This window comes from Actinoplanes utahensis (assembly GCF_016862455.1).
GTDB lineage: Bacteria > Actinomycetota > Actinomycetes > Mycobacteriales > Micromonosporaceae > Actinoplanes > Actinoplanes utahensis.
Genome location: NZ_BOMZ01000027.1, coordinates 141,777 through 165,892 on the forward strand (window position 1 = coordinate 141,777; position 24,116 = coordinate 165,892).

A 24,116-nucleotide genomic window follows, 5' to 3' on the forward strand; every position below is an offset into this window, starting at 1 on the left:
AGCCGGGTCCACACGCGTCCAGCCATGATGTCGATCTCGCCCTTGTCGAGCCAGTAGACCCGGATCGAGCGACGAGCGCGCTCCGCTGGGCCTGCGTGCGCCCTTGGGGGCACTACCTTCGCCGCCTGCCGGTCATCCGATGATCTCCAGATTCCGCAAGGCGATCTGGTAAGGCGCCTCCCCGCCGGCCGGGTCACCATGGCCGCCGATCAGCACGTCTCCCCCGCCCGGTGGTACGCCCTTCTCCAAACTGACCTCGGCGACTTCGCGAGCGTCTCGATAGAAAGTGGCCGTACTCCCGCGGATGTCGACAGCGATGCGATGCGGCTCGCCCAGCCGTGTGCGTTCGGGCAGCAGGTAGGTACCCAGTTCCTCGACGGTGTCGCCCTCGTACCAGTTGAAGACGTATCCGTGGGGGCATGCGTTCACGCCGTAGGCGCCGGCCTCGGTGCTGAGGAAATGCACGGCGGCGCAGCTTCCAGCCGTGCGCAGGTCGGCCTCCACCGAGATCCGGTGAGCGCCGGCGAAGGTCTGCGGAGCCGGTCCACACTCGTAGGTGCCCTCTCGAGCCACCGTGACCAACAGCGCGTCTGCGTACCGGCAAGAACTGCTGCCGTCGCTGTTCGCGCGGATCACATCCGGGCGGGTCAGCGGATCCGCCACGTCGGCGTTCGCCGCGAAGCGGAACGGGCGCGCGATGGACGGCGCCGGGTCCGATTCCCCAGGCCCGGCGCCGCCCGGCTGCGGTGGGCGCTGCGGCGAGGGAGAGACGCTGGTGGCTCGTGACGGTGCGGCGTCCCGGAGACCAGGGAGTACGGTCGTCCCCGTCGGATCATCAGGCCGCGTGCGTAACGCCCATCCGAGCGTCGCCATGCCCGCCACGGCGGTCAGCATGGCTACGACCATCCTGTACCGGCGCCGGGAGGCAGCCGTCGGCCGGCGGGGGTCGGTGACCGGCCGACGGCTGACGATGATGGGACGCGGAACGCCGCCGAAGGTGGTTTGGACCTCCTGCGCCGCGTTGCGCAGCGCCGGCTGCGCCTCCATGGCGGACTCGGCGGCCATGCCGGTACTCAACAAGTGATCCAGCAGCTCTCGGGCGGTGGGCCGGTCGCCTGGCCGCTTCCGCAGCGCCGCCTCCACCAGCTCACGCAAGGGCCCGTTGATGCCGGTCAAATCGGGCGGCTCGGTCATGATGCGGGTCGCCGTCGCGAGTGGTGTCTCCCCGTCGAACGGGCTGCGCCCGGTGCCGGCATAGGCCACCACCGCGCCCCACGCGAAGATGTCCGCCGCCACCGTCAGCGACTTGTCGGGTCCGTTGCCGAATCGCTCCGGCGCCATGTACGCCACGGTGCCGACCATCTGGTCAGCCAGCGTGTGCCGGGTGGAGGCATGCATCGCCTGGGCGATCCCGAAGTCGATGACCTTCGGCGTGCCGGGCGGCAACAGCACGTTGGCCGGCTTCAGGTCCCGGTGGATCACTCCGGCGGCATGGATCGCGGTCAGCGCGGTGGCCACCCCGATCGCGACCCCGTGCAGGTTCGCCGAAGTCAACGGCCCGCGGTGCCGGACCACGTCGGCGAGACTCGGCCCGTCCACGTACTCGATCACCAAGTACGGCGGCTCGTGGTTCGGGTCCGCGTCGAGCACCTCGGCGGTGCAGAAGGGGGGCACCTGCCGCGCTCGTTGCACCTCGGTGCGGAACCGGCGGCGGAACGCCTCGTCGGATGCCAGGGCGGGACGCACCACCTTCACCGCCACCAGCCGTCCCTGACCGCTTTGGGCGAGGTAGACGGTCCCCATACCGCCAGTTCCCAGACGCCCGATGACACGGTAGGCCCCCAGATGAGTCGGGTCGCCCGCGCCGATCGGTTCGGCTCGCCCGCCAGGCACGGCATCTTCGCCTCGTGTCGTCATCAAGTTCAAATACCCCGTCCGATCGGGGCTGACAAAGGCGCCGCAACGGAAGAGATCAAGATCATGGCACGACGCCAGCCGTCTGATGACGACCAATGATCCGCCGGGGCACCGCCGAAGTCTGGCCGACACAGCTACGAGGACACGGCGCCAACCGCCCCGGCACCACGGCCCAGCACTACCGAAGCCTAGGAGAGGTCACCCCTGGATGGGCGGCACTGCTCCACATCTGCTCCCAGAACCATGACCGAACACCCGCCGTCGTGGATCATGACGGCGGGTGTCTCTGCAGCTAGATGACTATGTGGGCGATACGGGGATCGAACCAGTGACCTCTCCGGTGTGAACGTGGCCCAATCAAGCCGCTGACCACCGAGAACACAGATCTGTCCTGCTCCGCCGCCGTCGCCCGACACTACTGAACGCTGCCCGGCTCTGTTCGGTGCCGACCCCGGGCTGACCTGCAACATCAGGTTGAAAATGGCTCAGCCATCCACTCGGCTCCCGGCTGACCACAGTAGGCGCACCTGCGCTGGCCCCGACCGGTGACCGACACGCCGGTGCGGTATGCCTCTGTAGGCGGGCTCCATGGTGCCTCCACCGCCGCTCGCGACCATCCCGGTATGCCGACACTCTTCGAACCGGTTCAGCTGGGCCGTCTCCGGTTGCCCAACCGGATCGTGATGGCGCCGATGGGCCGGGGACGAGCCGACCGAAACGGGACGCCGCTGCCTTACGTGGCCGACTACTACGCTCAACGGGCCGCAGCCGGACTGATCGTCAGCGAGGCCACCAGTCCGGCTCCGCATGCTGCCGGCCATCCGTACGGGGTGCACTGGCACTCCGCAGACGACACCGCGGCCTGGAAGACGGTCGCTGCGGCCGTGCACGCCGCCGGCGGCCGCATGACTCTGCAGATCATGCACGCGGGCCGGATCGGCCATCCGGACCTCTACGGCCACATTCCGCTGGCACCGTCGCCCGTACCCGCGGCTGGGCTGGCTCGCACATGGAACGGTCCCCAACCGTATCCCGTACCGCGGGAGATGTCGCCGAGTGACATAGCCGGTGCCATCGACGACGTCGTACGATGCGCCGTCGCGGCGGTCGAGGCCGGTTTCGACGCTGTGGAGATTCACGGGGCGAACGGATATCTGATCCATCAGTTCCTGTCGTCCACGGTGAACCGCCGCACCGACGGCTACGGTGGGCCTCCCCACCGGCGGGTCCGGTTCGCGGTGGACCTGGTGGAAGCGGTGGCCGCCGCCATCGGCGCGGAACGGACCGGGATACGGCTGTCCCCCGGTTTCGGCCTCAACGACATGAGCGAACCCGACGCCGCGGAGTTGTACCCGGTTCTGCTCGAGGCGCTGCGGCCGGTCGGTCCGGCATACCTGCACCTGGTCCATGGCTCCGACCCCGACCTCGTCCGAGCGGTGCGTGCCCGGTGGGAGGGACCGATCGTGCTCAACCCGGGCACCGGCGACCTGGACCCGGACGCCACCCGTGCGGTGGTGGCCGATGCCCTGGCCGCGGGGTTCGACGCGATCTCCTTCGGTAAGCAGTTCCTGGCCAATCCGGACCTGCCCCATCGTCTGGCCGAGGGCATCGGCTTCAACCGTCCTGACCCGGCGACCTTCTATCAGGGTGGGCGGCAGGGCTATCTCGACTATCCGAAAGCCGACCTCAGAGAAGGGGACACCACGTCATGGTCGTTTTCGTCAACAAGCTCACGCTGATCGGTGCCGCAGAGGACCTGGAGAGCCGGTACGCGAAGGTCGCCGAGTACATGCGGACCCGGCCCGGCCTCGTCAGCTATGTCCTGAGCCGCTCCCAGAAGGACCCGTCGACCTACTACAACATCGCCGAGTGGACCGATGAGGAGTCATTCCGGGCCGCATTGCAGGAGCCGGAGTTCCGCAGCCGGCTCGACCGGCTGACCGGCGTCATCAAGGGTGAGCCGCACCTGACCGAACCCGTTCTGCGGTACGACGCGGCCAACTGAGCAACGTGTCCGCGGCGGCTGTCCGGTTTCCTGCCGGGCGGCCGCCGCGTCTCGTGGGTCAGTAGTTGCCCAGGCCGCCGCAGACGTTGACGGCCTGCGCCGTCATCGAGGCGGCTGAGTCGGTGACCAGGTAGCCGACCAGTCCGGCGACCTCCTCCGGTGTCGAATAGCGCCCGAGCGGGATCTTCGCCTGGAACCGTTCCAGCACCGCCTGCTCGGTGGTGTCCCAGTGCGCGGCGTACCCCTGCCGGACCCGAACCGCCATCGGCGTCTCCACGTAGCCCGGGCACACCGCGTTCACGGTGATACCGCTGCCCGCCAGTTCGAAGCCGAGTGCCTTGGTGAACCCCACCACCCCGTGCTTGGCGGCGGTGTACGGCGCAGCGAGGGCGACGCCCTGCTTGCCGGCGGTGGAGGCGATGTTGATGATGCGACCCCAGCCGTTCTCCCGGATGCCGCCGGCCCGCAGCACTTCGCGAGTGACCCGGAAGGTGGCGGTGAGGTTGGTGGCCAGGACGTCGTCCCACAGGGCGTCGTCGAGGTCGGCGGTGACGCCGCCACCGGACCGGCCGGCATTGTTGACCAGCACGCTGACCGGCCCGAACCGGTCGACCGCGGAAGCCACCAGGCAGGTGATGTCGTCGGCCGAACGGACGTCGGCCACCACGCCGTCGACCTTCAGCCCGCGTCCACGGAGCTTGTCGGTGACCGTGGCCACCTGCGCGGCGTCCCGGGCGCAGAAGTAGGTGGCGAGGCCGCTCTCGGCCAGCGTCTCGACCACGGCCAAGCCGATCCCGCTGGTGCCGCCGGTGACCAGGGCCGCTCCGCGGCCCCTGGATTCCGTCATGGTGGTGTCCTTTCTCAGGTGTCGTCAGTGCGTGGGCAGAGGTGTGCCGGTTTCAGAGGCTGAGGACGACCCGGCCGGTGACGCGGCGTTCGAGCAGGGCTTCGATCGCGGACCCGGCGTCCGCCCAGTCGGCGCGCAGTCCGATGTGTGGTCGCAGGCGGCCGTCGGCGACGAGACCGAGCAGCGTGCTGAGGTCATCGGCGGCGTTACGCCGTTCGACCTCGTCGAGCAGGAACAGGTGTTCCAGGCGTACGCCGGGACGGGCGTGTCCCCAGTCCGGGGGGAGTACCAGGTCGGCCCGGACGGTGTTGCCGAACACCACCGCGACCCCGCCGGCTCGCAGCGTGACGAACGCGTCCCGCAACACCGTGCCGCCGACGCTGTCGATGAGGAGGTCGACCGCCTCGCCGGGCGGCGGCCCGTCACCGATGTGCAGCCGGTGACCGCGTTCGACGAGATGTGCTCCCCGCTGCGGCGAACCGACCCATCCCAGCACCGAGGCCCCGGCCGCAGCGGCGAGGTCGGCCACGAACCCGCCGACACCGCCGCTCGCGCCGGTGACCAGCACCGTACGGGCGAGGAGCCACCCGGCCCGCTGCAGTGCGTAGAGGGCGGTCAGGCCGGCCACCGGCACCGCCGCCGCGACGCTGGGCTCGACCCCTTCCGGCAGGATCGCGAGCCGGTCGGTTCGCACAGCGGCGAGCTGGGCCCAGCCGGTCGAGGCGGCCAGGGCGGCGACGGGCGTACCGACCGGTGGTCCCGTGCCGTCGGGCGCGGCGCGGACGACGACACCGGCGACGTCCAGGCCGAGTTGCGACCCCGGTGGCCTACGGGCGGCGAGCAGCAGGTCGGCTCGATTGACGGCCACGGCCCGTACTTCGATCAGCACCTCACCGGGTGCCGGGTCCGGGTCGGGCAACGATTCCAGGCGTATCCCGGGGGACACGGCCGCGGACGTGACGAGTGCCTTCACAGTGATCTCCCCTTTCGCACTCTTCGTACCGGCGGCTCCTGGAGTCCTGGTGGAGTGCGGCCCGTGCGACCGGTATCACTGCCCGGGCGCGTTGCTGAGCGCGGATCACCGCGGGCAGGATGAACCCAGCGACTGCAAAGGGTGACGATAAACCCACAGTGCGCAACCGCCTATCGACGGGGGACTCCTTGGCGACCGACTTTCGCCTGCTTGGCCCGCTGAACCTCACGATCGCCGGGATGCCGGTGCCGATCCGCGCTCCGAAACAGCGGGCGCTTCTGGTGACGCTGCTGTGGCGCGTCAACGACGAGGTGTCGATGGAGGAGCTCTACCACCGGCTGTGGGACGACCGGCCACCCGCCGCGCCCTCAGCCGCTCTGCACGTTCATGTTGCTCGGCTACGCGCAGCACTCGGAGATCGCAGCGGATCCGGCGACCGGCCGGGACGGCCCCAGATCCGGTCCCTCGGCGGCGGATACGTTCTGCACACCGCACCGGACACGGTGGACCTGTTCCGATTCCGGGCGGCGGCCCATCGGGCGCTGCAGGCCCGGCAGGCCGCCGACGCCGCCGCCGAGCTGGCACACGTGCGAGCCGCGTTGGCACAGTGGACCGACGGCGCCGCCGACGGCGGCACGATCGCTTCGCTCACGGCAGTGACGTCGCTCGCCGCCGAAGCCGGGCCATCGCTCCTGGAGGAACGGCTGCGCCTGCTGGAACGCGAGTGCGAGCTCGCACTGGCGGTGTCGCCTCCGGCCGAGGTCGTACCGCGCCTGCGTTCGCTGGTGACCCTTCATCCGCTGCGCGAGCAGCTGTGGCTCCTGCTGCTCTCGGCACTGCACCGCACCGGGGATCGAGAGGCGGCGATCGACGCGTACGACCGGGCCACCACGACGCTGCGCACCCGGCTGGGTATCACGCCCGGCCCCAGGCTGGTGGCCGAGTTCCGGCGGATCACCGGCGACGACTGGCACGCCCGGACCGACCTGCCGCCGGTCGACACCCCCCGCACCATCCGGGGACACGGTTGGGCCACGGTCGCCAGCACCCTTCTCGGCCGGGGTGCGGACACCGGGCTGCCGGTGGTGTGTCTGGCCGGGCCTGCCGGAGCGGACCGGACCGCCGGTCTGGTCGCCCTGGCTCACCGATTGCACGACGACTTCCCGGACGGGCAGTGGTACGTCCGGTTGACCGGCCCCGACGGCCGGCCGCGCGATCCGAGTACGGTGCTGGCACGGTTGTTGCGGTTGTCCGGGACGGCGCCCGAGGCCGTCCCGGCGGCACGGCGAGACCTGGTCAACACCTACCGGGCCCGGCTCGCGGACCGGCGTGTGCTGCTGTTGCTGGACGACGCCCGCGACACCGAGCAGGTGCGCGATCTGCTGCCCGGGACCTCGCGATCCGCCGTGGTCATCGTCGGCGACAAGGTTCTTCCGGAACTGGTGGCCCTGTACGGCGCCCGGTCGATCGACCCCTCCAGGCGCGAGCCCGCCGGGCCGCGGGACCCGCGCCTGGAGAGCCGGCAGCCGCCGGTCGCCATCGGCGTCACCGCCGCAGCAGAGTCCGCAGCACCTCCTCCACCCGGGCGGCCGGATCCTCCACAAGCTCAGGGGCCCGCCAGGCCACGAAACGATCCGGGCGAACCAGCGATGCGCCGGTGAGCCCGATGCCGTACCGGGCGGGGAAGCTGTCGGCGTCGACGACATGCACGGTGAGTGGTACGCCGAGACGCTCGGCGACGAGCGTGGCCGGCTTCGCCCACTCGCCTCCCTGGGGACCGGTCAGCAGCACGAACCCGGCTCCGAACAGCGCCGTCGTCGACGACGCGGTCCCGTCCGAGGCCACCAGCGGCAGATATGGCGCTCGCGATCCCGGCCTTCCGGTGGCCGAAGCCGGATCCTCCACCGGCGCCTGATCGTCGTCGGGGTCGAGCAGCACGGCGCCGGTCGGGTACCGGTAACCGAAAGCCAGCACTGCCGGCGGCAGTGGATCAGGGACGTCGCCGTCCCGCAGTTCCGGCGCGACCCGCTCGACGAGATTGGCGAACTGCTGCTCGACGAGCAGACGGGCGTACGGCCGGCGCTCGGTCTCGAAGGTGTGCAGAAGCTCCGGGCCCGCCCAGCCCTCAACCACAGCCGCGAGCCGCCAGCCCAGGTACAACCCGTCCAGAATCGCGGTGTTGCCGCCCAGTCCGCCGGTCGGCGGCATCACATGTGCGGCATCGCCGGCCAGCAGTACCCGGCCGACCTGGAACCGCTGCGCGACCGCGCAGGCGATCGAGGTCTCGCCGGACTCGACGACATTCAATGCAACGTTGTCGTCGAGTCCCAGATCGGTCGCGATCTGCCGGACGATTCCCTCCCGGGATTGGTACCAGTCGTCGGACAGCTCCGGGGTGAGGTTGCGGAAGTACCCGTAAAGACCGGGAATCTCGGTGTTGAACAGCACCGCCCGTCCGACGTGGAACGCTACGAATCGCGAACCGTCGGCGGCCCCGGGAGTATGGGCGAGAGGCTCGCTCAGGTCCGCTTTGAAGAGCACCCGCAGAACCCGCCCCACCACACCGCGGCCTTGCAGGGGCACACCGAGCGCCTCGCGGATCGGGCTGCGCCAGCCGTCCGCGGCCACCAGGTAACCAGCCCGGATCCGGCGACGCGTTCCGGTCGCGACGTCCTCCACGAAGGCGGTGACGCCCTCGGCGTCCTGCGCGAGACCGGAAACCCGGGTTCCGAAACGGACTTCGGCACCGAGTTCGCGGGCTCGTTCGGCCAGCGCGCGTTCGGCGCCGGACTGACTGGCGGTACCCCACTCCTCCGGTGACACTTGCCGCATGGTCAGTTCCCGGCCGCTGATCAGCGTCCGGGTCACCGGCCCGGCCAGTCGTGGCGCGAGAACCATGGCGAAGCCGGTCCGGTCCGGGCGGCTCAGCTCCCGAATCCGGTCGGCCACCCCCGCGATGCGCAGAGCCTCCATCGTGTGCGGGTACTGGCCGGTGGCCTTCACGGCGGTCGAGGCACCAGGACGGCTGTCCACGACCAGCGGCCGGACCCCGTGCAGGGCGGAGAAGATCGCGGTGCTGAGCCCGGCCGGCCCGGCGCCCACCACCAGAACGGAATGGTGTTCGACGGCGGTCACGGGACCAGGACCACACGGCCGAGCTGACGGCGGTCCTCGATGAGTCGGTGTGCCCGCGCTGCCTCCTCCAAGGGCAGGACGGCGTGCACGGCGACGCGCAGGCGGCCGTCACGGACCAGTTCGGTCAGCTCCCGCTGGGTGTTCGCCGCCTCCTCGGGGGCGGCGGCGAGCCACGCGTCCAGGGCCGTGCCGACGACGGTCTTCAAGCCGAGCAGATCGGTCAGCGCGACGCGGCCCGCCTCGCCGGAAGCACCGGCGAAGCCGTAGTAGACCAGCCGGCCCAACGGCTTGAGCAGGGCCAGGCTGGGCGCGAACACCGCACCTTCCACGCTGTCGAGGACCAGGTCGACTCCACTGCCGCCAGTGACCTCCCGGACCCGGTCGGGCCAGTCCGGCCGGGAGTAGTCGACGACGGCGTCGGCACCGTGCTCGCGCACGAAGTCGGCCTTCACCGGTGAGCCGACGGCGCCGATCACCCGGCCCGCGCCGCGCAGCCTGGCCAACTGGGTGACCAGGTGGCCGATCGCGCCGGCGGCGGCGTGCACCAGCACCGTGTCGCCGGAGGCGAGCCGGCCGACACTCAACACGCCGGCGGCGACCTGGGCGGTCGAGGCTAGCGCGGTGGCGACCGGCGCCGGAACGTCGTCCGGCACCGGCACGGCCCGGGCCTCGTCGACCAGCACCAGGTCGGCGTACGCGTCGTCCACACCCCATGCCGCCAGCCGGTCCCCCACGGCGAAGCGGTGTGTGCCCGGCCCGGCCCAGACGACCCGGCCGACCACGTCGCCGTGTGGCGCGCGCGGCACCGGTGAGGGGAAAGGTGCCGTACCGGAACGCAGTTGGGTCTCGATGAAGTTGACGCCGACGGCCTCGACACCGACCACGAGCTGACCGTCGCCCGGCACCGGATCCGGCACCTTCTCGACGGTCAGCACCTCCGGGCCGCCGTGCTCGTAGTAGCGGATGACGCGCATGCGAATACCCCTTCCGTCACGGCGGTAGCGGGACACCGCCACCGCCGGTTGTAGCCGGGTGCGCTCGTGGGCCGGTCGAGGAGAGCCGGAGGGTCACTCGGTCTGCGGTGCGGGCGGCCGCGCGGGTCCGGGCACGAGCGCGGCGGCGAGCCCGGCCACGAGCGCGAATCCGGCCACGATCCAGTAGGTCCGGCCGTACGCCTCCGGGGGGAAGCCGGCGGCAGCGGCGAGTCGTTGCTGTAGAACCACCGCGACGACGGCGATGCCCAGCGACCCGCCGATCTGGTTCAGAATGAACAGCGCGCTGGTGGCCCGCGGGGCGTCGGCGGGGCCGACCGCGAGATACATGAACGCCATCATGCCCGGCACGGTGAAGCCGATACCGAATCCGGCGACGCCGAAGGTGAGTGCGGTGAAGACCTGTGAGGTGTGTGCGCCGACGGTGGACAGAGCGAGAGCGGCCACGGCGGCGAGCAGCATACCGATCGGGGCGGTCGCTCGGGCGGTGAGCCGGGCCCCGGCTTTGCCGACGGAGATGGCCCCGGCGGCGCCGAGGATGCCGGACGGGATCATGAGCAGGCCGGCGTGCAGGGCTCCGAACCCGCGTGCCTGCTGGTAGTAGAGCGGGGTCAGGAACAGCAGGCCGTTGGCGACCGCACCGACCAGCAGCATGGTGACCACCGACATGGTGAACCCGCGCCGGCCGAACAGCCGCACGTCGATCAGTGGCGCGGTGGTGCGCAAGGCGTGCAGTACATAACCCACGAGCAGTGCCGCGCCGACGGCGAAGGCGGTGAGGGCCACCGGGTCGCCGAAGTCGCCGCGATGCGCAGCGGTGGTGAGCCCATAGATCAGCACCGCGAATCCGGGCGACAGCAGGATCAGGCCGACGATGTCGAGCCGCGGCCGGGGCCCTTCCGGGTCGGAGTCGGCCGCCGGGAGGACCTTGAAGGCCAGCACCAGAGCGATGACCCCGACCGGAAGGTTGATGAAGAACATCCAGCGCCAGCTGATGTCGTCTACGAAGAACCCGCCGAGGACGGGACCCAGCACCGGGCCGATGGTCAGCGGGATGGAGACCAGCCCCATCGCCTTGGTGACCCGGGCGGGGCCGGCTGCCCGGGCGATCGCGGCCTGCACGACGGGGAAGATCATCCCGCCACCGAGGCCCTGGAGCACCCGGAACGCGATCAGGCTGCCGGCCGACCAGGCCAGGCCGGACAAGAGCGAGCCGAGGGTGAACAGCACCACCGCGAGGACCCAGACCCGGCGGACACCGAACCGGTCCACGCCCCACCCGGAGACCGGGGTGGCGACGGCGACGGCGAGCAGGTATCCCGCGGTCACCCACTGGATGGTCGCGAGCGGCGCGCCGAACACCGCTCCGAGATGGTCCACGCCGACGTTCACGATGGTCTCGTCGAGCAGGGCCATCAGCAAGGCCAGCAGCAGCACGCCGGCCATGCGCAGGAACGCGGGATCGAGGCGGTCGTCTGCGGGGGCAGCTGCCGCTCCCGGGCTTCGCTGGGGTGCGCTGGTCTCGCTGGACATGTGTTTACCTCCGCACAGCGGGTGACAATCGTCGGGACGGGCACAGAATACATGTAGGTGCAGACATATTCTTGCCGTCCTGCCCGCGTGAATGCGGAAGTACCGATCTGAGCTGAGGAAAAAAACATGCGTGTACATTGAATCCGCCTGGAGTGTAGGGTGCACTGCGACGACCCTGGGAGCGATTCGATGGCGGAACGACGCGGCGGACAGCCGGACGTGCTGGACCTGTGGCGACAGCTGACGGTCCTCACCGGCCGACTGGGCCAGGCACTCGACAAGAGGCTGGTGCGCGACTTCGACCTCACCCTGTCCGAGCTGCTCGTGCTCGACCAGCTCAGCCGGGGCAATCCGCGCGGCCTACGGATCCAGGACCTGAGCGAGGCGGTGGCCCTGGATCAGTCATCCATGAGCCGCCTGGTCTCCCGCCTCACCACCAAGCAGCTCGCCGCTCGGGTCAGCTGCGAGCACGACCGGCGCGGCGTCTACTGCCAGATCACCGACCAGGGCCTCGAGCGATACACCGCAGCCGTCAAGGTCAGCCGCGCCGAACTCGGCGCAGCACTGGAGGCCGCCGCGTTCGACGAGCACCTGGCCTCCGTCGTCGCCCGGCTCACCCGGCCCATCGCCGCGCCCGCCGATACCTGAGCGCCCCGACCGAGGGAGTCCTTCAGTGCAGCTTTCGATCCTCGACCAGTCGATGATCCCGGAGGGATCCACACCGACACAGGCCCTGACCAACACCATCGCTCTGGCTCGGGCCGCGGACGCGCTCGGCTATCACCGTTACTGGCTCGCCGAGCACCATGCCACGGCGTCGTTCGCGAGCCCCGCACCCGAGATCATGACGGCGCGGCTGTCGGCGGAGACCACCGGGTTGCGCATCGGCAGCGGCGGCGTCCTGCTGCCGTACTACAGCCCGTTCAAGGTGGCCGAGACCTTCCGCGTGCTGCAGGCATTGGCTCCCGGCCGCGTCGATCTCGGCATCGGCCGGGGCGCGGGGGCAACCGCCCGGGACGCGCGGCTGCTCAACCCGGCCCTCGGCCACTCCTCGGATCACGCGTTCGCCGAGCAGGTCAGCGCGACGCGCGCGTTTCTCGGCGAGCGAGGCGACCAGGACGGGATCATGCCGTCGGTGGACGGCATGCCGGAGATCTGGCTCCTGGGCGCCAGTTCGTCGAGCGCGGCGCTGGCCGGCCGACTCGGCCTGCCCTACTCGTTCGCGCACTTCGGCCGCCCGGAGATTGTCGCCGAGGCGGTCCGGACGTACCGGCACAGTTTCGACAGCCGCGGCGGCGGCAGCCCACGGGTGATGGTCGGTATCGGGGTGTACTGTGCGCCGACCCGCGCCGAAGCCGAACGCGTCTTCGCGAGTCAGCGACTGTTCCGGCAGCGCATGACCCGCGGAGATCTGCGGCCGGTGCCGGCCCCGGAGACCGCACTGGCGCAACTGCACGGCCGGCCCGAGATCCCGCGGACCTCAGGGCCCGAGTGGCCGCCATACGCGGTCGGCTCCTCGGCCGATGTCGCGGAGCAGCTCACGGCCATGGCCGCCGCGGTGGGCATCGACGAGTTCGTGGTGCTCTCCACGATTCACGGGCACGAGGACCGGGTGCGCTCGTACGCGCTGCTGGCCGAGGCCCTCGGCGTACGGCCTCGCAGGGTCGCGGCGACACAGGACGCATAACACTCGTCAACCGACGGAGCCGGTGGCCGTAATATTCACGTGTGACGATTGAATCCTCGATCCACGAGGAGGAATCGGGTGACCGCGATCGTCGATCCCGGGGCTCCGCCGGCGGACGAGTACCGCGTGCTCGGCCCGCTGACGGCGGTCCTGCACGGCCGGCCCGTGCCGGTGACCGCGCCGAAACAACGCATCATTCTGGCGGCTCTGCTGCTGCGGGCGGGCTCGTGGGTCAGCACCGCGGAGCTGGCCGGCGCGGTGTGGGACGACCGGCCACCGCCGGAGAACCCGCGCGGCGCCCTCCAGGTGCACCTCACCCGACTGCGATCCCAGTTCGCTGCGTGCCTGCCGGGCGCGGCCGGGCCGATCGAGGCGCGTCCCGGCGCCTACCGCATCGTGGTGCCGCCGGGATCCCTGGACCTCGACCGGTTCCGGGACTCGATCCGCCGTGCCCGCAGCGCCCGGCGCGACGCGACACCCGACGTCGAACTGGCATGGGTCCACCATGCCCTCGCCGAGTGGCGGGGCGAACCACTGGCTCTCGTACCCTCGGTCCGTCTCCAGCGGGAAGTCGTCACCGCCCTGGTCGACGAACGCCTGCGGTGGACCGAGCGCCGATTCGAGCTCGAGCTGGCCCTCGGCCGCCATGCCCCGATCGTCGGGGAGCTCCGGGCCGCGACGATCGCTCACCCGGAACGGGAACGGTTGTGGGGCCAGCTCATGGACGCCCTCGCCGCCGGCGACGACCGACCGGCTGCCATCGCCGCATATCACCAGGCGCGCCGGCAGCTGCGCGACGAACTCGGGGTGACACCGGGCCCAGAGCTGCGACGCCGGTACCGTGCCCTGATCGCCGTGGCCGGCCATGGCCCCGGCAGCGACACGGCGGCGCCGGTCACCGGCCGTGACCGGTGGTGGCCGCAATGCCAGCTGCCGCCGGACCTCACCAACTTCGCCGGCCGTGTGGCCATTCTGGACGAGCTGTGCGCCACGCTGCGACCGGACGACTCGTCGGTGGTCTACGTAACCGGCGCACCCGGAGTCGGCAAGTCCGCACTCGCCGTCCGCGCGGCACACCGCCTGCGGGCCAGGTTCCCCGACGGGCAATGGTTCGTCCGAGCCGGCGGGCGGACCTGGTCCGACATTCTCGCCGAGATGCTGGCCACCACCGGTGTGCGGCAGCCGCCGGCCGGCACCATCGCGGCCGTGACCCGGCTGCGCCGCCAGATCGACGGCCGCAAGGTGCTGCTGGTCATCGACGACGTCCCCGAGGGCTCCCCACCGCCCGGCCTGTTGCCCCCGCCGGCCGGCAGCGCCGTCCTCGCCGTGCGGCGTGCCGATCCGGACGCCCACGCCTGTGACTTCGCCCATGTCGTCAGGCTTCCGGTGCTTCATCACGCCGAGGCCGTCGAGCTGCTGACCGGCATGGTCGGACCCGACCGGGCCCGTCGCGAGCCCGCCGCTCTGGACACACTGGTCGAACGATGCGACCGGCTGCCGCTGGCACTGCGGATCGCCGGCGCCCACCTGGCAACCCGCCCCGGCCGCAGCATCGCCGCGTTCGCGGCACTCCTCGGCGCCGACCCGCTCGCCGCCCTCACCCTTCCCGGCAGTCGGCGGGCAGCGGTACGCAGCACCTTCGAGCTCGCCTACTCCGCCCTTCCCCGCAACGCCCGGCGGCTGTTCCGGTACCTGGTACTCGTACCGCGCCTGTCGCATCGCGTCGAGACGATCGCCGAGCTGACCGGCATGCCGTCGTCCGCGGCATCGGCGATCGTGGCGGACCTGGTCCGCGCCCAGATCGTGGGCCTCGGCCCGGACGGCGTGATCCGGTTGCACAGCCTGATGGCCTGCTACGCCGCCGAACGCGGGCACGACGAGGACTCGGTGGCAGACCAGCGAACGGCGGTGCGCCGTCTGGCGGAGTGGTACCGGCGACTCGCTGACGAGGCCGTACGCCTGTGCCATCCGGACGTGCTGCGAGCCGACGCCGGTGGTGGACCGCGCACCTTATGACAAAACACCCGCTGCCTGGATCATGGCAGCGGGTGTTTTCGCAGGTAGATGCAATGTGGGCGATACTGGGATCGAACCAGTGACCTCTCCGGTGTGAACGGAGCGCTCTCCCGCTGAGCTAATCGCCCTCAACGAGATGGAACTCTACTAGACGCCCGCGCGGGCACGCGAACCAGGGGGTCAACGCCACCCGAGGAAGTCGAGCGTCCAGGTGAACAGGTTGAGGTCGAAACTGAGCAGAACGCTCAGCCAGACCACCGCACTGATGAAGATCATGCCGACCAGGCCCACGAGCGCCCGGATCGGGAGAGACTGACGGCCGATCCAGTGCGTCCAGCTCTGGACGTGGCGCTTCGTGAACGCGAGGACTCCTTTGGCCCACGCGAACTCGACAGCCAGGATGGCCAGGCCGAGGATCACGATCGCCCAGCCGGGGCCGGGGAACGGGATCAGAACGATGCCGACGGCGACGACCAGGCCACCGACGATGCCGACGCCGACCTTGAGAGCGAGGCGGCCGGTGGAGTTGGAGCGGATACGGTCAAGCACACGCACGTCACATAACCCCGTCGTCCGGTTTTACACCCATTTCATCCCCCAGTGTCCGGGAGCCCCGTCACTACCCGGGAGGAATGGACGTTACCGGAGTAAGTCAACTGCTGGACCACCCGACGCCGGGCGGTACCGAGTACATGGGCAGAACAGGACAAGATATATCTTTACGTCCTGCGCGGAGGGGTTTTCGGAACCGTCTTCCCACTACTGGGTGAGATCAGCGTATGGCGGAGCGTAACGACAGGGATCACCTGAGTATGGGAAACGCGGGGTTCACCAGCCTCGCAGCGGTGCCGGGGGGAGTTCGTCCATGAGTACCATTCGTCCAACGACCGTCGAGGTCGAAACCTCGCTGCGGCTCGTAGCGCCTGACGCGACGGCACTGCCCGTGCGCGCCAGCCTGCGGTACGACCCAGCCGACCCGTATGCGGTGCACGTGTTGTTCCACGCAGAATCAGCCGGTGGGGAAGCCGTGAGCTGGTCCTTCGCGCGGGAACTTCTCGTCACCGGGCTCGACGAGCCGGCCGGGATCGGCGACGTCCGGGTGTGGCCGTGGGCCACGCCGCGTGGCGACTTCGTCGCCCTGGCACTGTCGTCACCCGATGGAAACGCGCTGTTCGAGGTGCCGCGCAGCGTCCTGGTCCGATTCCTGCGGCGCACCTATGTGGTGGTGCCCCGCGGCCGGGAGTCGGATCACCTGGATGTCGACGCGGCGGTCAACCGGCTGCTGGCCGGTAGATAAGCGATATCAGGGCGACCCGCGCGGACTCTGCCGGTCCGCGCGGGTCGCCCTTTATCCGGATAAACAAGCGATCTCCGAAAAGAAATCGGAATCGGACGTATAGCGAATACCGCGCCGGGAATCGGACATACACCTCAGTCAGTGCGCTAGTGGATGCGCGGGAAGACATCGACGACTACCGTCAGGCGCGATGTCAGCACTCATTCATGACACTGAGCCAGCACCCGCCTGCCTTCCGCCGGAGTGGTCGGGCATCGGGGGATGCGCCCTGCCGCTCGCCGCCGGTGCGGCGACCGGCCTGCTGAACTGTCACGCGCTGGTCCTCACCACCGCCGGCCCGCTGCTCGCCGAGATCGACTTCGCCGAGCACCTGTGCGGACCGGGCACCCTGCTCTGGGTCCGCCCGGGGCAGGCGGTCCGGTTCGCCGATCCGGCGGACGATCCGGTCACGGTGGTGTTCCGGCCCGGGCTGTTCGGCCCCGAGGAGTTGCCGGAGGTGAACCCCGAGGATCCCGCCGGTCCGGCTCGCACGCCGCTGACCCCGTCCGATCCGGGGCCTCTCCGAACGGCGCTCACCCGTCTCACCGCGGACGCCGCCGGCTCCCCGGGACCGGTCACCGCCGCGCTGTTGCGTCACCAGCTGGCGGCGCTGCTGCTGCGGATCCGGGTGCTCGATCCGGTGGACGACCGGCACGCGCACGTGGAGAGCCGCACCTTCGAGCGGTTCCGGGTCCGGCTGGAGGAGGGGTACCCGCACACCCGCCGGGTGGAGGACTACGCGTCGGAGCTGAACTGCTCGGTGCGTACCCTCACGCGGGCCAGCCTCGCCCTGACCGGCCGCACCGCCAAACAGGTGGTGGACGACCGGGTCGCGCTGCAGGCGCGGCGGCTGCTGGCCGCGACGTCACTGTCGGTCGCCGAGGTGGGCCGCGTGCTGGGGTTCGGGGAGCCGACGAACTTCGGCCGGTTCTTCCACCGCGAGACGGGTCTGAGCCCGGGCCAGTTCCGAGCCCGGTTCGCGGGCGAGCGCACGGCCGTGGTTCCCGCCCCACGGCGTCCCGTGGATTGACCGAATCCCCATAAACCCCTGGGGTATGTGCATCCGGGATGCGGGGGCGGGGCATGATAGTCAGGTGCAGATCTCCGCGCGCGGCGACTACGCGGTCCGGGCCGCCCTCAGTTTGGCGCAGGCCTACCCCGCCCTGATGTCCGCCCAGGCCATTGCCCAAGACCAGGAAATGCCCCGCAAGTTCCTCGAGGCGGTGCTCGCCGATCTGCGGCGCGCCGGTGTGGTGCGGGCGCAACGCGGTGCCGAGGGCGGTTACACGCTGTCGCATCCACCTCGCGACGTCACGGTCGGCCAGGTGATCCGGGCCGTCGACGGCCCGCTCGCCGGGGTGCGCGGCCTCCGTCCGGAGGAGACGCAGTACACGGGCGCCGCGGAGAACCTGCCGAACCTCTGGGTGGCGGTGCGCGCGGCGGTGCGTGAGGTGCTGGACGAGGTCAGTCTCGCCGAACTGGTCAGCGGGCGGATGCCGGCTCACGTGCGCAAGCTGACCACCCGCCCCGACGCCTGGCAGCCACGCTGACGTTTGTGAATCGAGCCCGTCGGGCATCCTCCGCCCGTCAGCAACGAGATGGGAGAGGTTCCGATGGGCATCGTTTACCGCAGCCGGAAGAAGATCGGCCCGCTGGTCCTGAACTTCACCGAGAACGGCTACTCGTCCTGGAGCCTGAAGATCGGCCGCTGGTCCTGGAACTCCAAGACCCGCGCGCACCGCGTCGACCTGCCCGGCCCGCTGTCCTGGAAGCAGGACAAGAGCCGGTCCCGCTGAGCGTCTAGAGCCCGATCACGACGTCGCCGCCCAGCCGGCCGACCGCCGGCTCCCGGGTGACCGTGCCCGCGTCCACGAGCGCGTGCAGCACCCGGGAGGCGTCGGCGGCGCGATAGACGGTTCCGGTCAGCGCGAAGCTGCGCAGCTCGGTAACGGTCGCGCGGCGCACGTCGGCGAGATGGGCGAGCAGCTCACGCCGGAGCGGTTCGGGGTCCGGGCGCGACGAGACGTCGATCAGGCGCCGTTCCGGATCGGCGGGGTCGCGCAGCCGTACCCCCTCTGATTCACCGACCTCCCACAACGCCTCCTTGAAGCTCTCCAGGCTCTTCGCGGAGGTGGTGGCGAGGGCCACCACCTCGCCCGGCTCCGGCCCGGTGACCGTCTCGACCGCCGTGACCAGCGGAAATCCCAGGCCCCGATAGGGGTCCGGCGAACCGCCGGGCGGCAGGACCAGCAGCACCTCGGCCGGTTTCCCGGCGGCGACGGCACGGACGGTGCTCACCGCGGGCGGACCGCTTGCGGCTGTCGCGTCGAGAAATCCCAGCAGGGGTACGCCCGAAGCACCGGCCGCCCGCACCGCGACCGCGAGCCGCTCGTCCGTCCCCCCACCGACCGGGAGCACCGTCAGCCCGGCGCCGGCCCCCGCGTCCCCCTGTGCCGTGGCGAGCCGCTTCCCCACCACCGTCACGTCGCCGCCGACCGCCACCATGGACAGTTCCCGTCCGCGGGCCAGGTCCGGCAGGCCGGCGAGCGCCCGCAGCGCCGCCTCGGCCGTGGCGCCGTCGTCGGCGTCCGCATAGCCGTGCACATAGGTCGCCCGGCGCGCCCGTTGCAGCGCCCCCGTCGCCCAGGTTTGCAGGTGGCGGACCAGGAGTTCACGGATGACCGTCGAGTTCGGGGACATACCGACTTTCTACCGTGTCCGGTGAGCCACGGAAAACTTGTACGTAGGGTGTCGACGTGAGCACTATGGGATACATGCCCCCACCGCTCGCCGAAGTCACCGCTCAGGCACAGACTCTGTCGTCCTCCGGGGATCTCGCGGGCGCCCGCGCCGTTCTGGACGGGATCCTCCGCACCGCCGACGCCGACCCCCGCCGCGCCACCGCCGATCTCGCCGTCGCCGCGGCTCTGCACGCCCGCGTCCTGATCGCGCTCGGCGATCCCGAGTCGGCCCGCCTGTGGGCGGCATTCGCGCACTCGGCGGAGGAGCGGCTGCACGGCCCCCGCGACGAGCGCACCATCGCCGCGGCCGCCATGCACGCCGCAGTGCTCCAGCGGATCGGCCAGCACGGCCGATCCGCGTCGGTCTATCACGATCTGATCGGCGAGCTCGCCCTGATCGAGGGCCCGGATTCGCCGCGGGTGCTGGCCGCCGAGGCCGACCTGGCCACCGCCGAGCACGCGGCCGGGCACTGCTCGACAGCCCGGTCCCGGCTGGCCCGGGCCTGGCGCCGGCACCGCCGGGTGCACGGCGACCCCGCTCCGGCCGGCATCAAGATGCTCGCCCGGCTGGGCGCCATGGAGCGCGACTGCGGCGAGGACTCCGAGTCGGCCGCGCATCTGGCCCTGGCCGCCGAGCTGAGCGCCCGCCATCTGCCGGCCGGCCACTCGCTGGCCCGGCAGGCGGCCGCCCTGGCCGCCGGGACGCCGTCCGGTCGGCACGTCTGCGGCCGGCGGGACACGACAGGGGAGAAACAGTTCCGCCCGTTCCCGCGCCGGCCCACCGTGTCCGACCCCGGCGGGGCCCGGCCGTCGCCGTTCCCGGTGCACGCGCCCGGACAGCCGCCGCCGGACGACCGCCCCACCGATCCCAACGGCCGGGTCTATCCGGCCCCGCCGGACGACCTCGGCGACGGCCGGCCGCCGCCGGACAACCGGGCCACCGATCCCAACGGCACCCTCTACCAGCAGCCGCTCTATCTCAGCGACCTGCATCGGCTGCCCGGTGACCCGACCGGCCGGCACGCCCGCGCGGACACCCCGCCGCCGCTGCCCGGCGGCCGCGCGCCCGATCACGGCGAGGACGGCAGGGCGGCGCCGGTCGGCACCGCGCGGACCGGCACCCGGACCGACCCGCCGAACTCGCGGCGGCTGCCGGTGCCGGTCGGGCGGGCCGGCGGCCGGTCCCGGATGGCCCATCCGCTGCTGCTGTCCTCGGTGCTGGCCGGCGGGGTGGCAGCGGCCGCCGCGATCGTCATCGTGATGCTGCCCGGCGCCGACGGGGCGACTCTCCCACCGTCCGGGCCGTCCGGGCCGCCCGCCCCGGCCGCCGGGCCGCTGGAGAGCGCCACCATCGCCGAGCCCGGCGCCCCGCAGAACGTGCGGCTGCGCGACAACGGCGGGAGCGTCATGCTGTCCTGGGCCTATCCGAGCGGCGCCGCCGGCAAGGTCGTGATCATCGGCGGGCGGGCGCAGCAGACCCCGGTGAAGATCACCACGTTGCCGGCGGGCGCCGCCGACTACGTCGTCTACAGCCTCAACGAGTCGCTGAACTACTGCTTCACGGTCGGTGTCGAGACCGGCGGGCCGGTCCCGGCCACCGCCGCTCCCGTCTGCACCCGGCGCTGACCCGTCACTTCCGCACCCGTCTCGCAACCGGATACGACCCGGTCTGCTACCCCGGCACCGGACCGTAAGACGTCACGGCGATCAGAGGGAAGAGGGACATTGACGACGGAAGCGGCAAGCCTCGTCCCTGCCGAGCCACGCCATCGGCTCGATGAACTCGATGACGCCGTGGCCGAGCTGGAGAACCGGCCGCTGTCGCAGTTCCGGACCGTCTGGGCGCCCGCGACCGCGCTGCGACAGCGGGCCGCCGAGGTCGGCGCCGAGGAGGTCGGCCAGCGCGCGACGCTGCTGCAGGCCGGAGTCCTCCTCCGGGAGGGGCACACCGGCGACGGCGGGCAGCTCGCCCACCAGGTCCGTGCCTGGGCGGAGGAACACGACTCGCGGTACCTGCTGTCCCGGGCGCACCGGGAACTGTCGGTCTTCTACCGGCATGTCGGCGACTTCTCCGACGCTCTGACCCACGCGGTGCAGAGCGTCGCCCTGCTGACCGACGAGGTGCCCGGGCCGCTGCGGGCCCGGCACCTGATGACCCTCGCGGTGGCGCTGGACGACACCGGTTCGCACGCCGACGGACGGCGCCGCGGCCGGGAGGCGCTGGCCCTGGCCGCCGCGGCCGGCGATCACGAGCTGACGTCGTCGCTGCTCAACAACATGGCGTACTCGGCGGTCGAGACCGGTGACGAGGCCGAGGCCCGATCGCTGATCGCGCAGATGTGGGAGCTCCAGGCCCGCACCGGGCACCGGTTCACCGCCAACGAACTGGACACGGTGGCCCAGGTCGAGATGATGGGCGGGCGGTACGCCGCCGTCGAGGAACTGCTCTCCCCCGTGATGGCCGACCTGGTCGTGGCGAACGAGGGTGACGCGGTCGCCGAGTGCCAGCTCACCCTGGCGCAGGCGCGCCGGCTGGACGGGCGGCACGACGACGCGCAGGCGGCACTGGACGCGGCCCGGTCGGTGTGCGCGCAGCGGCAGCTCGCGGCGATCGGGGCACGGGTACGCCAGGAGCAGGCGGCCCTGTTCGCGGCGACCGGGCGGTTCGCGGAGGCGTACGAGGAGCACCGCGCCTTCCACGCCGACATGACCGCGCTGCAGTCGGTGCAGCGCGACGCCCGGGCCCGGGCGCTGCAGGCCGTCTTCGAGGCCACCGAGGCCCGCCGGGCCAGCGAGCACTTCCGGGAGATGGCCCACCGGGACGCGCTCACCGGTCTCTACAACCGCCGTTTCGTCAACGAGCGGGTGCCCGACCTGCTGCTGGAGTCGGCCGCCCGGGGCCGCCCGATCTCCCTGGCGATAATGGATCTGGACCACTTCAAGCGGATCAACGACACGTTGTCGCACGCCACCGGCGACACGGTCCTGCAGCGGGTCGCCGAGATGCTGGAGGAGGCGGCGCCCGGCGCGGCGATCGCGGCCCGGATGGGCGGCGAGGAGTTCCTGCTGGTCCTCCCGGGGGTCGATGCCGAGGAGGCGGCGCTGCGCTGCGAGCGGCTGCGGCTGCGGATCCGGGCGTTCGGCTGGCAGCCGATCACCGGCAGTCTCCAGGTGACCACCAGCATCGGCGTCACCACCGCGCCGGACGGGCTGGGCACCTTCTCGGCGCTGCTCTCCACCGCGGACCGTCATCTGTACGCCGCCAAGCGCTCCGGCCGGGACCGCGTCGTCGCCGGCTGAGAAATGTCGTAGGGGCAGGGCAGGATCGTGGGTATGTCAGCGATCCCCTTCCCCTCGCCGATGACCCCGGCCGCCGGGCACGCCGAGGTCTTCGTCCGCTATCTGGATTACTACCGCGAGACCCTGCTGGCCAAGGCCGCCGCGCTGCCCGCGGCGGAGCTGCGCGCCAGCCGCCTGCCGTCCGGGTGGACGCCGCTGGAGCTGCTCAAGCACCTCCGCTGGGTGGAGTTGCGCTGGCTCGAGTGGGGTTTTCAGGGCTCAGCCGTCGAGGACCCCTGGGGTGACCGGAGAGACGACCGCTGGCACGTCGAGCCGGCGGAGACGCTCGACGATCTGGCCGCGGCCCTGCGGGCCCAGGGCGCACACACCACCGCCGTGATCACCGGCAGCGACCTCACCGCGGCGGGCCGGCCGGGTCCCCGGTGGGCCGGCGCCGAGCCGGCCACCCTGGAGCGGATCTGCCTCCACCTGATCCAGGAGTATGCGCGCCATGCCGGCCACCTGGACATCGTCGCCGAGCTGGCCGGTGGCCCGACCGGTGAGTGACGCCCGGAGATCGATGCCGACATCAAAGCGGTAAGCGGGCGGCGGCCCGACGGCGGCCCGGCGGCCCGACGGCGGCCCGGCGACCCGACGGCGGCCCGGCGACCCGACGGCGGCCCGACGGCCTGGCGGCGGCCCGACCAAAGGATGACGCCGGAGACCGGCGACGGCACCCAGCGGTGGGTGACGCCGGAGGCCGATGTCGGCACCGACAGGTGACCGGGCGGCGGCCTGACCGGTGGTCGACGGTCAGATGTCGATGTCGGCGCGGACCGGGTAGTGGTCCGAGGCGTGATCGGTCCGGTCGTCCCGGACCGTCCAGAGGCGCCGCGCGCGGGCCGTCAGCGGCGGGCTGGCCAGCAGATAGTCGAGGCGGACCGCCCCGAACTCACGGCCCGCGAAGCCGGTCGGCACGGTCCGGCCGTCGCCCTCGCCGACGGCGTGCCACAGATCGGTGAAGCCCTCCGACCGGATGGCGGCGATCGCCCGGGTGTCCTGGGTCCCGTCCGGTCCGAGGTGCCGCCGGCGGTACAGGGACGGCTGGGCGGCCAGCTCCGCCTCGTGGTCGCCGTCCGGGTCGAGGCCGTTCATGTCCCCGGCGATGAAGACCATCGAGCGGGCCGAGGCGTACCGGGCGGCCAGCCAGCGGGCCTCCCGGTAACGCCGCTGCGGGGAGAACGGGTTGAGGTGGGCGCTGATCGCGGTGAGCGTGCCGGCCGGGGTGCCGATGACGGCGACCGCCGCGGCGTGGTGCAGCCGGCAGGTGATCGACACCCGGCGGATGATCCGCAGCGGCTCGCGCACCAGGACGGCGACCGGCTGGGCGAACAGCGAGCGGGCCAGGTGCGCGGTCATACCGGTCGCGTCCGCCAGTTCCCGCATGCGCCGTCCGCCGTACCGCTGGAAATGCTGAAGCTCCTGCAGGCACAGGACATCGGGCCGCTCGTCGCGGATGACCTCGATGATCGCCGGCAGGCGATCCCCGCCGCCGTTCTTGATGTTCCAGGTCATCAGGCGCACCGTCATGCGACAGCCTCCAGGCTCACTACGCGGGCCGTCCTGCGCCGGGCTCCGGGCTCGCCGTCATGCGA

General features: G+C 71.5%; 22 protein-coding genes and 1 tRNA gene. 13 read left to right on the forward strand and 10 right to left on the reverse strand.

Annotated elements, in window-relative coordinates; translation table 11 throughout:
* Nucleotides 1–132 precede the first annotated feature (132 nt).
* Nucleotides 133–2,013 (reverse strand): serine/threonine-protein kinase, encoded by a 1,881-nt coding sequence (locus Aut01nite_RS09245; RefSeq protein WP_307837479.1) that lies wholly within the window; start codon nucleotides 2,011–2,013, stop codon nucleotides 133–135.
* 527 nt (nucleotides 2,014–2,540) lie between these two features.
* Here Aut01nite_RS09245 and Aut01nite_RS09250 point away from each other — a divergent pair.
* Nucleotides 2,541–3,656, forward strand: coding sequence for an oxidoreductase (locus tag Aut01nite_RS09250; RefSeq protein ID WP_043522933.1), 1,116 nt, complete (start codon nucleotides 2,541–2,543; stop codon nucleotides 3,654–3,656).
* Nucleotides 3,626–3,922, forward strand: a complete 297-nt coding sequence (locus Aut01nite_RS09255) for an antibiotic biosynthesis monooxygenase family protein (protein WP_043522934.1) — start codon at nucleotides 3,626–3,628, stop codon at nucleotides 3,920–3,922. The genes Aut01nite_RS09250 and Aut01nite_RS09255 overlap by 31 nt, the downstream gene beginning before the upstream one ends.
* 58 nt (nucleotides 3,923–3,980) lie before the next feature.
* On the opposite strand, the gene Aut01nite_RS09260 is transcribed toward Aut01nite_RS09255, so the two are convergent.
* Nucleotides 3,981–4,769 carry an SDR family NAD(P)-dependent oxidoreductase gene (locus Aut01nite_RS09260; protein WP_043522935.1) on the reverse strand — a complete coding sequence of 263 codons (789 nt, stop codon included), beginning with the start codon at nucleotides 4,767–4,769 and terminating at the stop codon, nucleotides 3,981–3,983.
* 52 nt (nucleotides 4,770–4,821) lie between these two features.
* Nucleotides 4,822–5,742: a zinc-binding dehydrogenase gene (locus tag Aut01nite_RS09265; RefSeq protein WP_043522937.1), complete on the reverse strand. Its 921-nt coding sequence runs from the start codon at nucleotides 5,740–5,742 to the stop codon at nucleotides 4,822–4,824.
* Between the two features lie 239 nt (nucleotides 5,743–5,981).
* Between Aut01nite_RS09265 and Aut01nite_RS09270 the strand changes: the two genes are divergently transcribed.
* Nucleotides 5,982–7,403, forward strand: coding sequence for an AfsR/SARP family transcriptional regulator (locus Aut01nite_RS09270; RefSeq protein ID WP_161790582.1), 1,422 nt, complete (start codon nucleotides 5,982–5,984; stop codon nucleotides 7,401–7,403).
* On the opposite strand, the gene Aut01nite_RS09275 is transcribed toward Aut01nite_RS09270, so the two are convergent.
* The 3 genes from Aut01nite_RS09275 to Aut01nite_RS09285 form a co-directional block, all read right to left on the reverse strand.
* Nucleotides 7,288–8,877: an FAD-dependent oxidoreductase gene (locus tag Aut01nite_RS09275; RefSeq protein WP_043522939.1), complete on the reverse strand. Its 1,590-nt coding sequence runs from the start codon at nucleotides 8,875–8,877 to the stop codon at nucleotides 7,288–7,290. The two genes, Aut01nite_RS09270 and Aut01nite_RS09275, sit on opposite strands and share 116 nt — an antisense overlap.
* On the reverse strand, nucleotides 8,874–9,851 hold the full coding sequence (locus Aut01nite_RS09280; RefSeq protein WP_043522940.1) for a quinone oxidoreductase family protein: 978 nt from the start codon (nucleotides 9,849–9,851) through the stop codon (nucleotides 8,874–8,876). Before Aut01nite_RS09280 ends, Aut01nite_RS09275 begins: the two co-directional genes overlap by 4 nt.
* Nucleotides 9,852–9,944: 93 nt before the next feature.
* A complete protein-coding gene (locus Aut01nite_RS09285) occupies nucleotides 9,945–11,402 on the reverse strand; it encodes a DHA2 family efflux MFS transporter permease subunit (protein WP_043522942.1) in 1,458 nt (485 codons plus the stop codon).
* A gap of 189 nt (nucleotides 11,403–11,591) precedes the next feature.
* Between Aut01nite_RS09285 and Aut01nite_RS09290 the strand changes: the two genes are divergently transcribed.
* From Aut01nite_RS09290 to Aut01nite_RS09300, 3 genes are all read left to right on the forward strand, one after another.
* A complete protein-coding gene (locus Aut01nite_RS09290; protein WP_052163260.1) occupies nucleotides 11,592–12,050 on the forward strand; it encodes a MarR family winged helix-turn-helix transcriptional regulator in 459 nt (152 codons plus the stop codon).
* Nucleotides 12,051–12,075: 25 nt separating this feature from the next.
* Nucleotides 12,076–13,089, forward strand: coding sequence for an MsnO8 family LLM class oxidoreductase (locus Aut01nite_RS09295; RefSeq protein WP_043522944.1), 1,014 nt, complete (start codon nucleotides 12,076–12,078; stop codon nucleotides 13,087–13,089).
* A gap of 78 nt (nucleotides 13,090–13,167) precedes the next feature.
* A complete protein-coding gene (locus tag Aut01nite_RS09300; RefSeq protein WP_052163261.1) occupies nucleotides 13,168–15,105 on the forward strand; it encodes an AfsR/SARP family transcriptional regulator in 1,938 nt (645 codons plus the stop codon).
* Nucleotides 15,106–15,161: 56 nt separating this feature from the next.
* On the opposite strand, the gene Aut01nite_RS09305 is transcribed toward Aut01nite_RS09300, so the two are convergent.
* Both Aut01nite_RS09305 and Aut01nite_RS09310 read right to left on the reverse strand, forming a co-directional pair.
* Nucleotides 15,162–15,233: transfer RNA gene (locus tag Aut01nite_RS09305), tRNA-Val, on the reverse strand.
* 52 nt (nucleotides 15,234–15,285) lie between these two features.
* A complete protein-coding gene (locus Aut01nite_RS09310) occupies nucleotides 15,286–15,660 on the reverse strand; it encodes a TIGR02611 family protein (RefSeq protein ID WP_043522945.1) in 375 nt (124 codons plus the stop codon).
* Nucleotides 15,661–15,970: 310 nt separating this feature from the next.
* Here Aut01nite_RS09310 and Aut01nite_RS09315 point away from each other — a divergent pair, with 310 nt between their 5' ends.
* The 4 genes from Aut01nite_RS09315 to Aut01nite_RS09330 all read left to right on the forward strand — a co-directional run bounded on the left by Aut01nite_RS09315 (nucleotide 15,971) and on the right by Aut01nite_RS09330 (nucleotide 18,237).
* Complete coding sequence (locus Aut01nite_RS09315; protein ID WP_014446635.1) at nucleotides 15,971–16,402, forward strand: SsgA family sporulation/cell division regulator; 432 nt, start codon at nucleotides 15,971–15,973, stop codon at nucleotides 16,400–16,402.
* Between the two features lie 190 nt (nucleotides 16,403–16,592).
* Entirely contained in the window at nucleotides 16,593–17,471 is an 879-nt protein-coding gene (locus Aut01nite_RS09320) for a helix-turn-helix domain-containing protein (protein WP_043522947.1), read from the forward strand.
* 64 nt (nucleotides 17,472–17,535) lie between these two features.
* The gene (locus Aut01nite_RS09325; RefSeq protein WP_043522948.1) at nucleotides 17,536–17,991 is read left to right on the forward strand and encodes an RrF2 family transcriptional regulator; all 456 of its coding nucleotides are present in this window, start codon (nucleotides 17,536–17,538) and stop codon (nucleotides 17,989–17,991) included.
* A 63-nt stretch (nucleotides 17,992–18,054) separates the two neighbouring features.
* On the forward strand, nucleotides 18,055–18,237 hold the full coding sequence (locus Aut01nite_RS09330; protein WP_043522949.1) for a DUF4236 domain-containing protein: 183 nt from the start codon (nucleotides 18,055–18,057) through the stop codon (nucleotides 18,235–18,237).
* 4 nt (nucleotides 18,238–18,241) lie between these two features.
* Here the strand turns inward: Aut01nite_RS09330 and Aut01nite_RS09335 are convergent, their stop codons facing one another.
* A complete protein-coding gene (locus tag Aut01nite_RS09335; protein WP_043522950.1) occupies nucleotides 18,242–19,141 on the reverse strand; it encodes a hypothetical protein in 900 nt (299 codons plus the stop codon).
* 65 nt (nucleotides 19,142–19,206) lie between these two features.
* Between Aut01nite_RS09335 and Aut01nite_RS09340 the strand changes: the two genes are divergently transcribed.
* The 3 genes from Aut01nite_RS09340 to Aut01nite_RS09350 all read left to right on the forward strand — a co-directional run bounded on the left by Aut01nite_RS09340 (nucleotide 19,207) and on the right by Aut01nite_RS09350 (nucleotide 23,028).
* Nucleotides 19,207–20,808, forward strand: coding sequence for a fibronectin type III domain-containing protein (locus tag Aut01nite_RS09340; RefSeq protein WP_052163262.1), 1,602 nt, complete (start codon nucleotides 19,207–19,209; stop codon nucleotides 20,806–20,808).
* Between the two features lie 168 nt (nucleotides 20,809–20,976).
* Nucleotides 20,977–22,482, forward strand: a complete 1,506-nt coding sequence (locus tag Aut01nite_RS09345; RefSeq protein ID WP_236642545.1) for a GGDEF domain-containing protein — start codon at nucleotides 20,977–20,979, stop codon at nucleotides 22,480–22,482.
* A 33-nt stretch (nucleotides 22,483–22,515) separates the two neighbouring features.
* A complete protein-coding gene (locus Aut01nite_RS09350; RefSeq protein ID WP_043522953.1) occupies nucleotides 22,516–23,028 on the forward strand; it encodes a mycothiol transferase in 513 nt (170 codons plus the stop codon).
* A 246-nt stretch (nucleotides 23,029–23,274) separates the two neighbouring features.
* Here Aut01nite_RS09350 and Aut01nite_RS09355 read toward each other — a convergent pair whose 3' ends face one another.
* Nucleotides 23,275–24,051, reverse strand: a complete 777-nt coding sequence (locus Aut01nite_RS09355; RefSeq protein WP_043522955.1) for an endonuclease/exonuclease/phosphatase family protein — start codon at nucleotides 24,049–24,051, stop codon at nucleotides 23,275–23,277.
* Nucleotides 24,052–24,116: the final 65 nt, after the last annotated feature.

Bases quoted from the DNA above. Each gene is read 5' to 3' on its own strand.
- Aut01nite_RS09250 (WP_043522933.1), top strand. From the start codon at position 2,541: ATGCCGACACTCTTCGAACCGGTTCAGCTGGGCCGTCTCCGGTTGCCC.
- Aut01nite_RS09255 (WP_043522934.1), top strand. From the start codon at position 3,626: ATGGTCGTTTTCGTCAACAAGCTCACGCTGATCGGTGCCGCAGAGGAC.
- Aut01nite_RS09260 (WP_043522935.1), bottom strand. From the start codon at position 4,769: ATGACGGAATCCAGGGGCCGCGGAGCGGCCCTGGTCACCGGCGGCACC.
- Aut01nite_RS09270 (WP_161790582.1), top strand. From the start codon at position 5,982: ATGCCGGTGCCGATCCGCGCTCCGAAACAGCGGGCGCTTCTGGTGACG.
- Aut01nite_RS09280 (WP_043522940.1), bottom strand. From the start codon at position 9,851: ATGCGCGTCATCCGCTACTACGAGCACGGCGGCCCGGAGGTGCTGACC.
- Aut01nite_RS09285 (WP_043522942.1), bottom strand. From the start codon at position 11,402: ATGTCCAGCGAGACCAGCGCACCCCAGCGAAGCCCGGGAGCGGCAGCT.
- Aut01nite_RS09290 (WP_052163260.1), top strand. From the start codon at position 11,592: ATGGCGGAACGACGCGGCGGACAGCCGGACGTGCTGGACCTGTGGCGA.
- Aut01nite_RS09315 (WP_014446635.1), top strand. From the start codon at position 15,971: ATGAGTACCATTCGTCCAACGACCGTCGAGGTCGAAACCTCGCTGCGG.
- Aut01nite_RS09320 (WP_043522947.1), top strand. From the start codon at position 16,593: ATGTCAGCACTCATTCATGACACTGAGCCAGCACCCGCCTGCCTTCCG.
- Aut01nite_RS09330 (WP_043522949.1), top strand. From the start codon at position 18,055: ATGGGCATCGTTTACCGCAGCCGGAAGAAGATCGGCCCGCTGGTCCTG.
- Aut01nite_RS09335 (WP_043522950.1), bottom strand. From the start codon at position 19,141: ATGTCCCCGAACTCGACGGTCATCCGTGAACTCCTGGTCCGCCACCTG.
- Aut01nite_RS09340 (WP_052163262.1), top strand. From the start codon at position 19,207: ATGGGATACATGCCCCCACCGCTCGCCGAAGTCACCGCTCAGGCACAG.
- Aut01nite_RS09350 (WP_043522953.1), top strand. From the start codon at position 22,516: ATGTCAGCGATCCCCTTCCCCTCGCCGATGACCCCGGCCGCCGGGCAC.
- Aut01nite_RS09355 (WP_043522955.1), bottom strand. From the start codon at position 24,051: ATGACGGTGCGCCTGATGACCTGGAACATCAAGAACGGCGGCGGGGAT.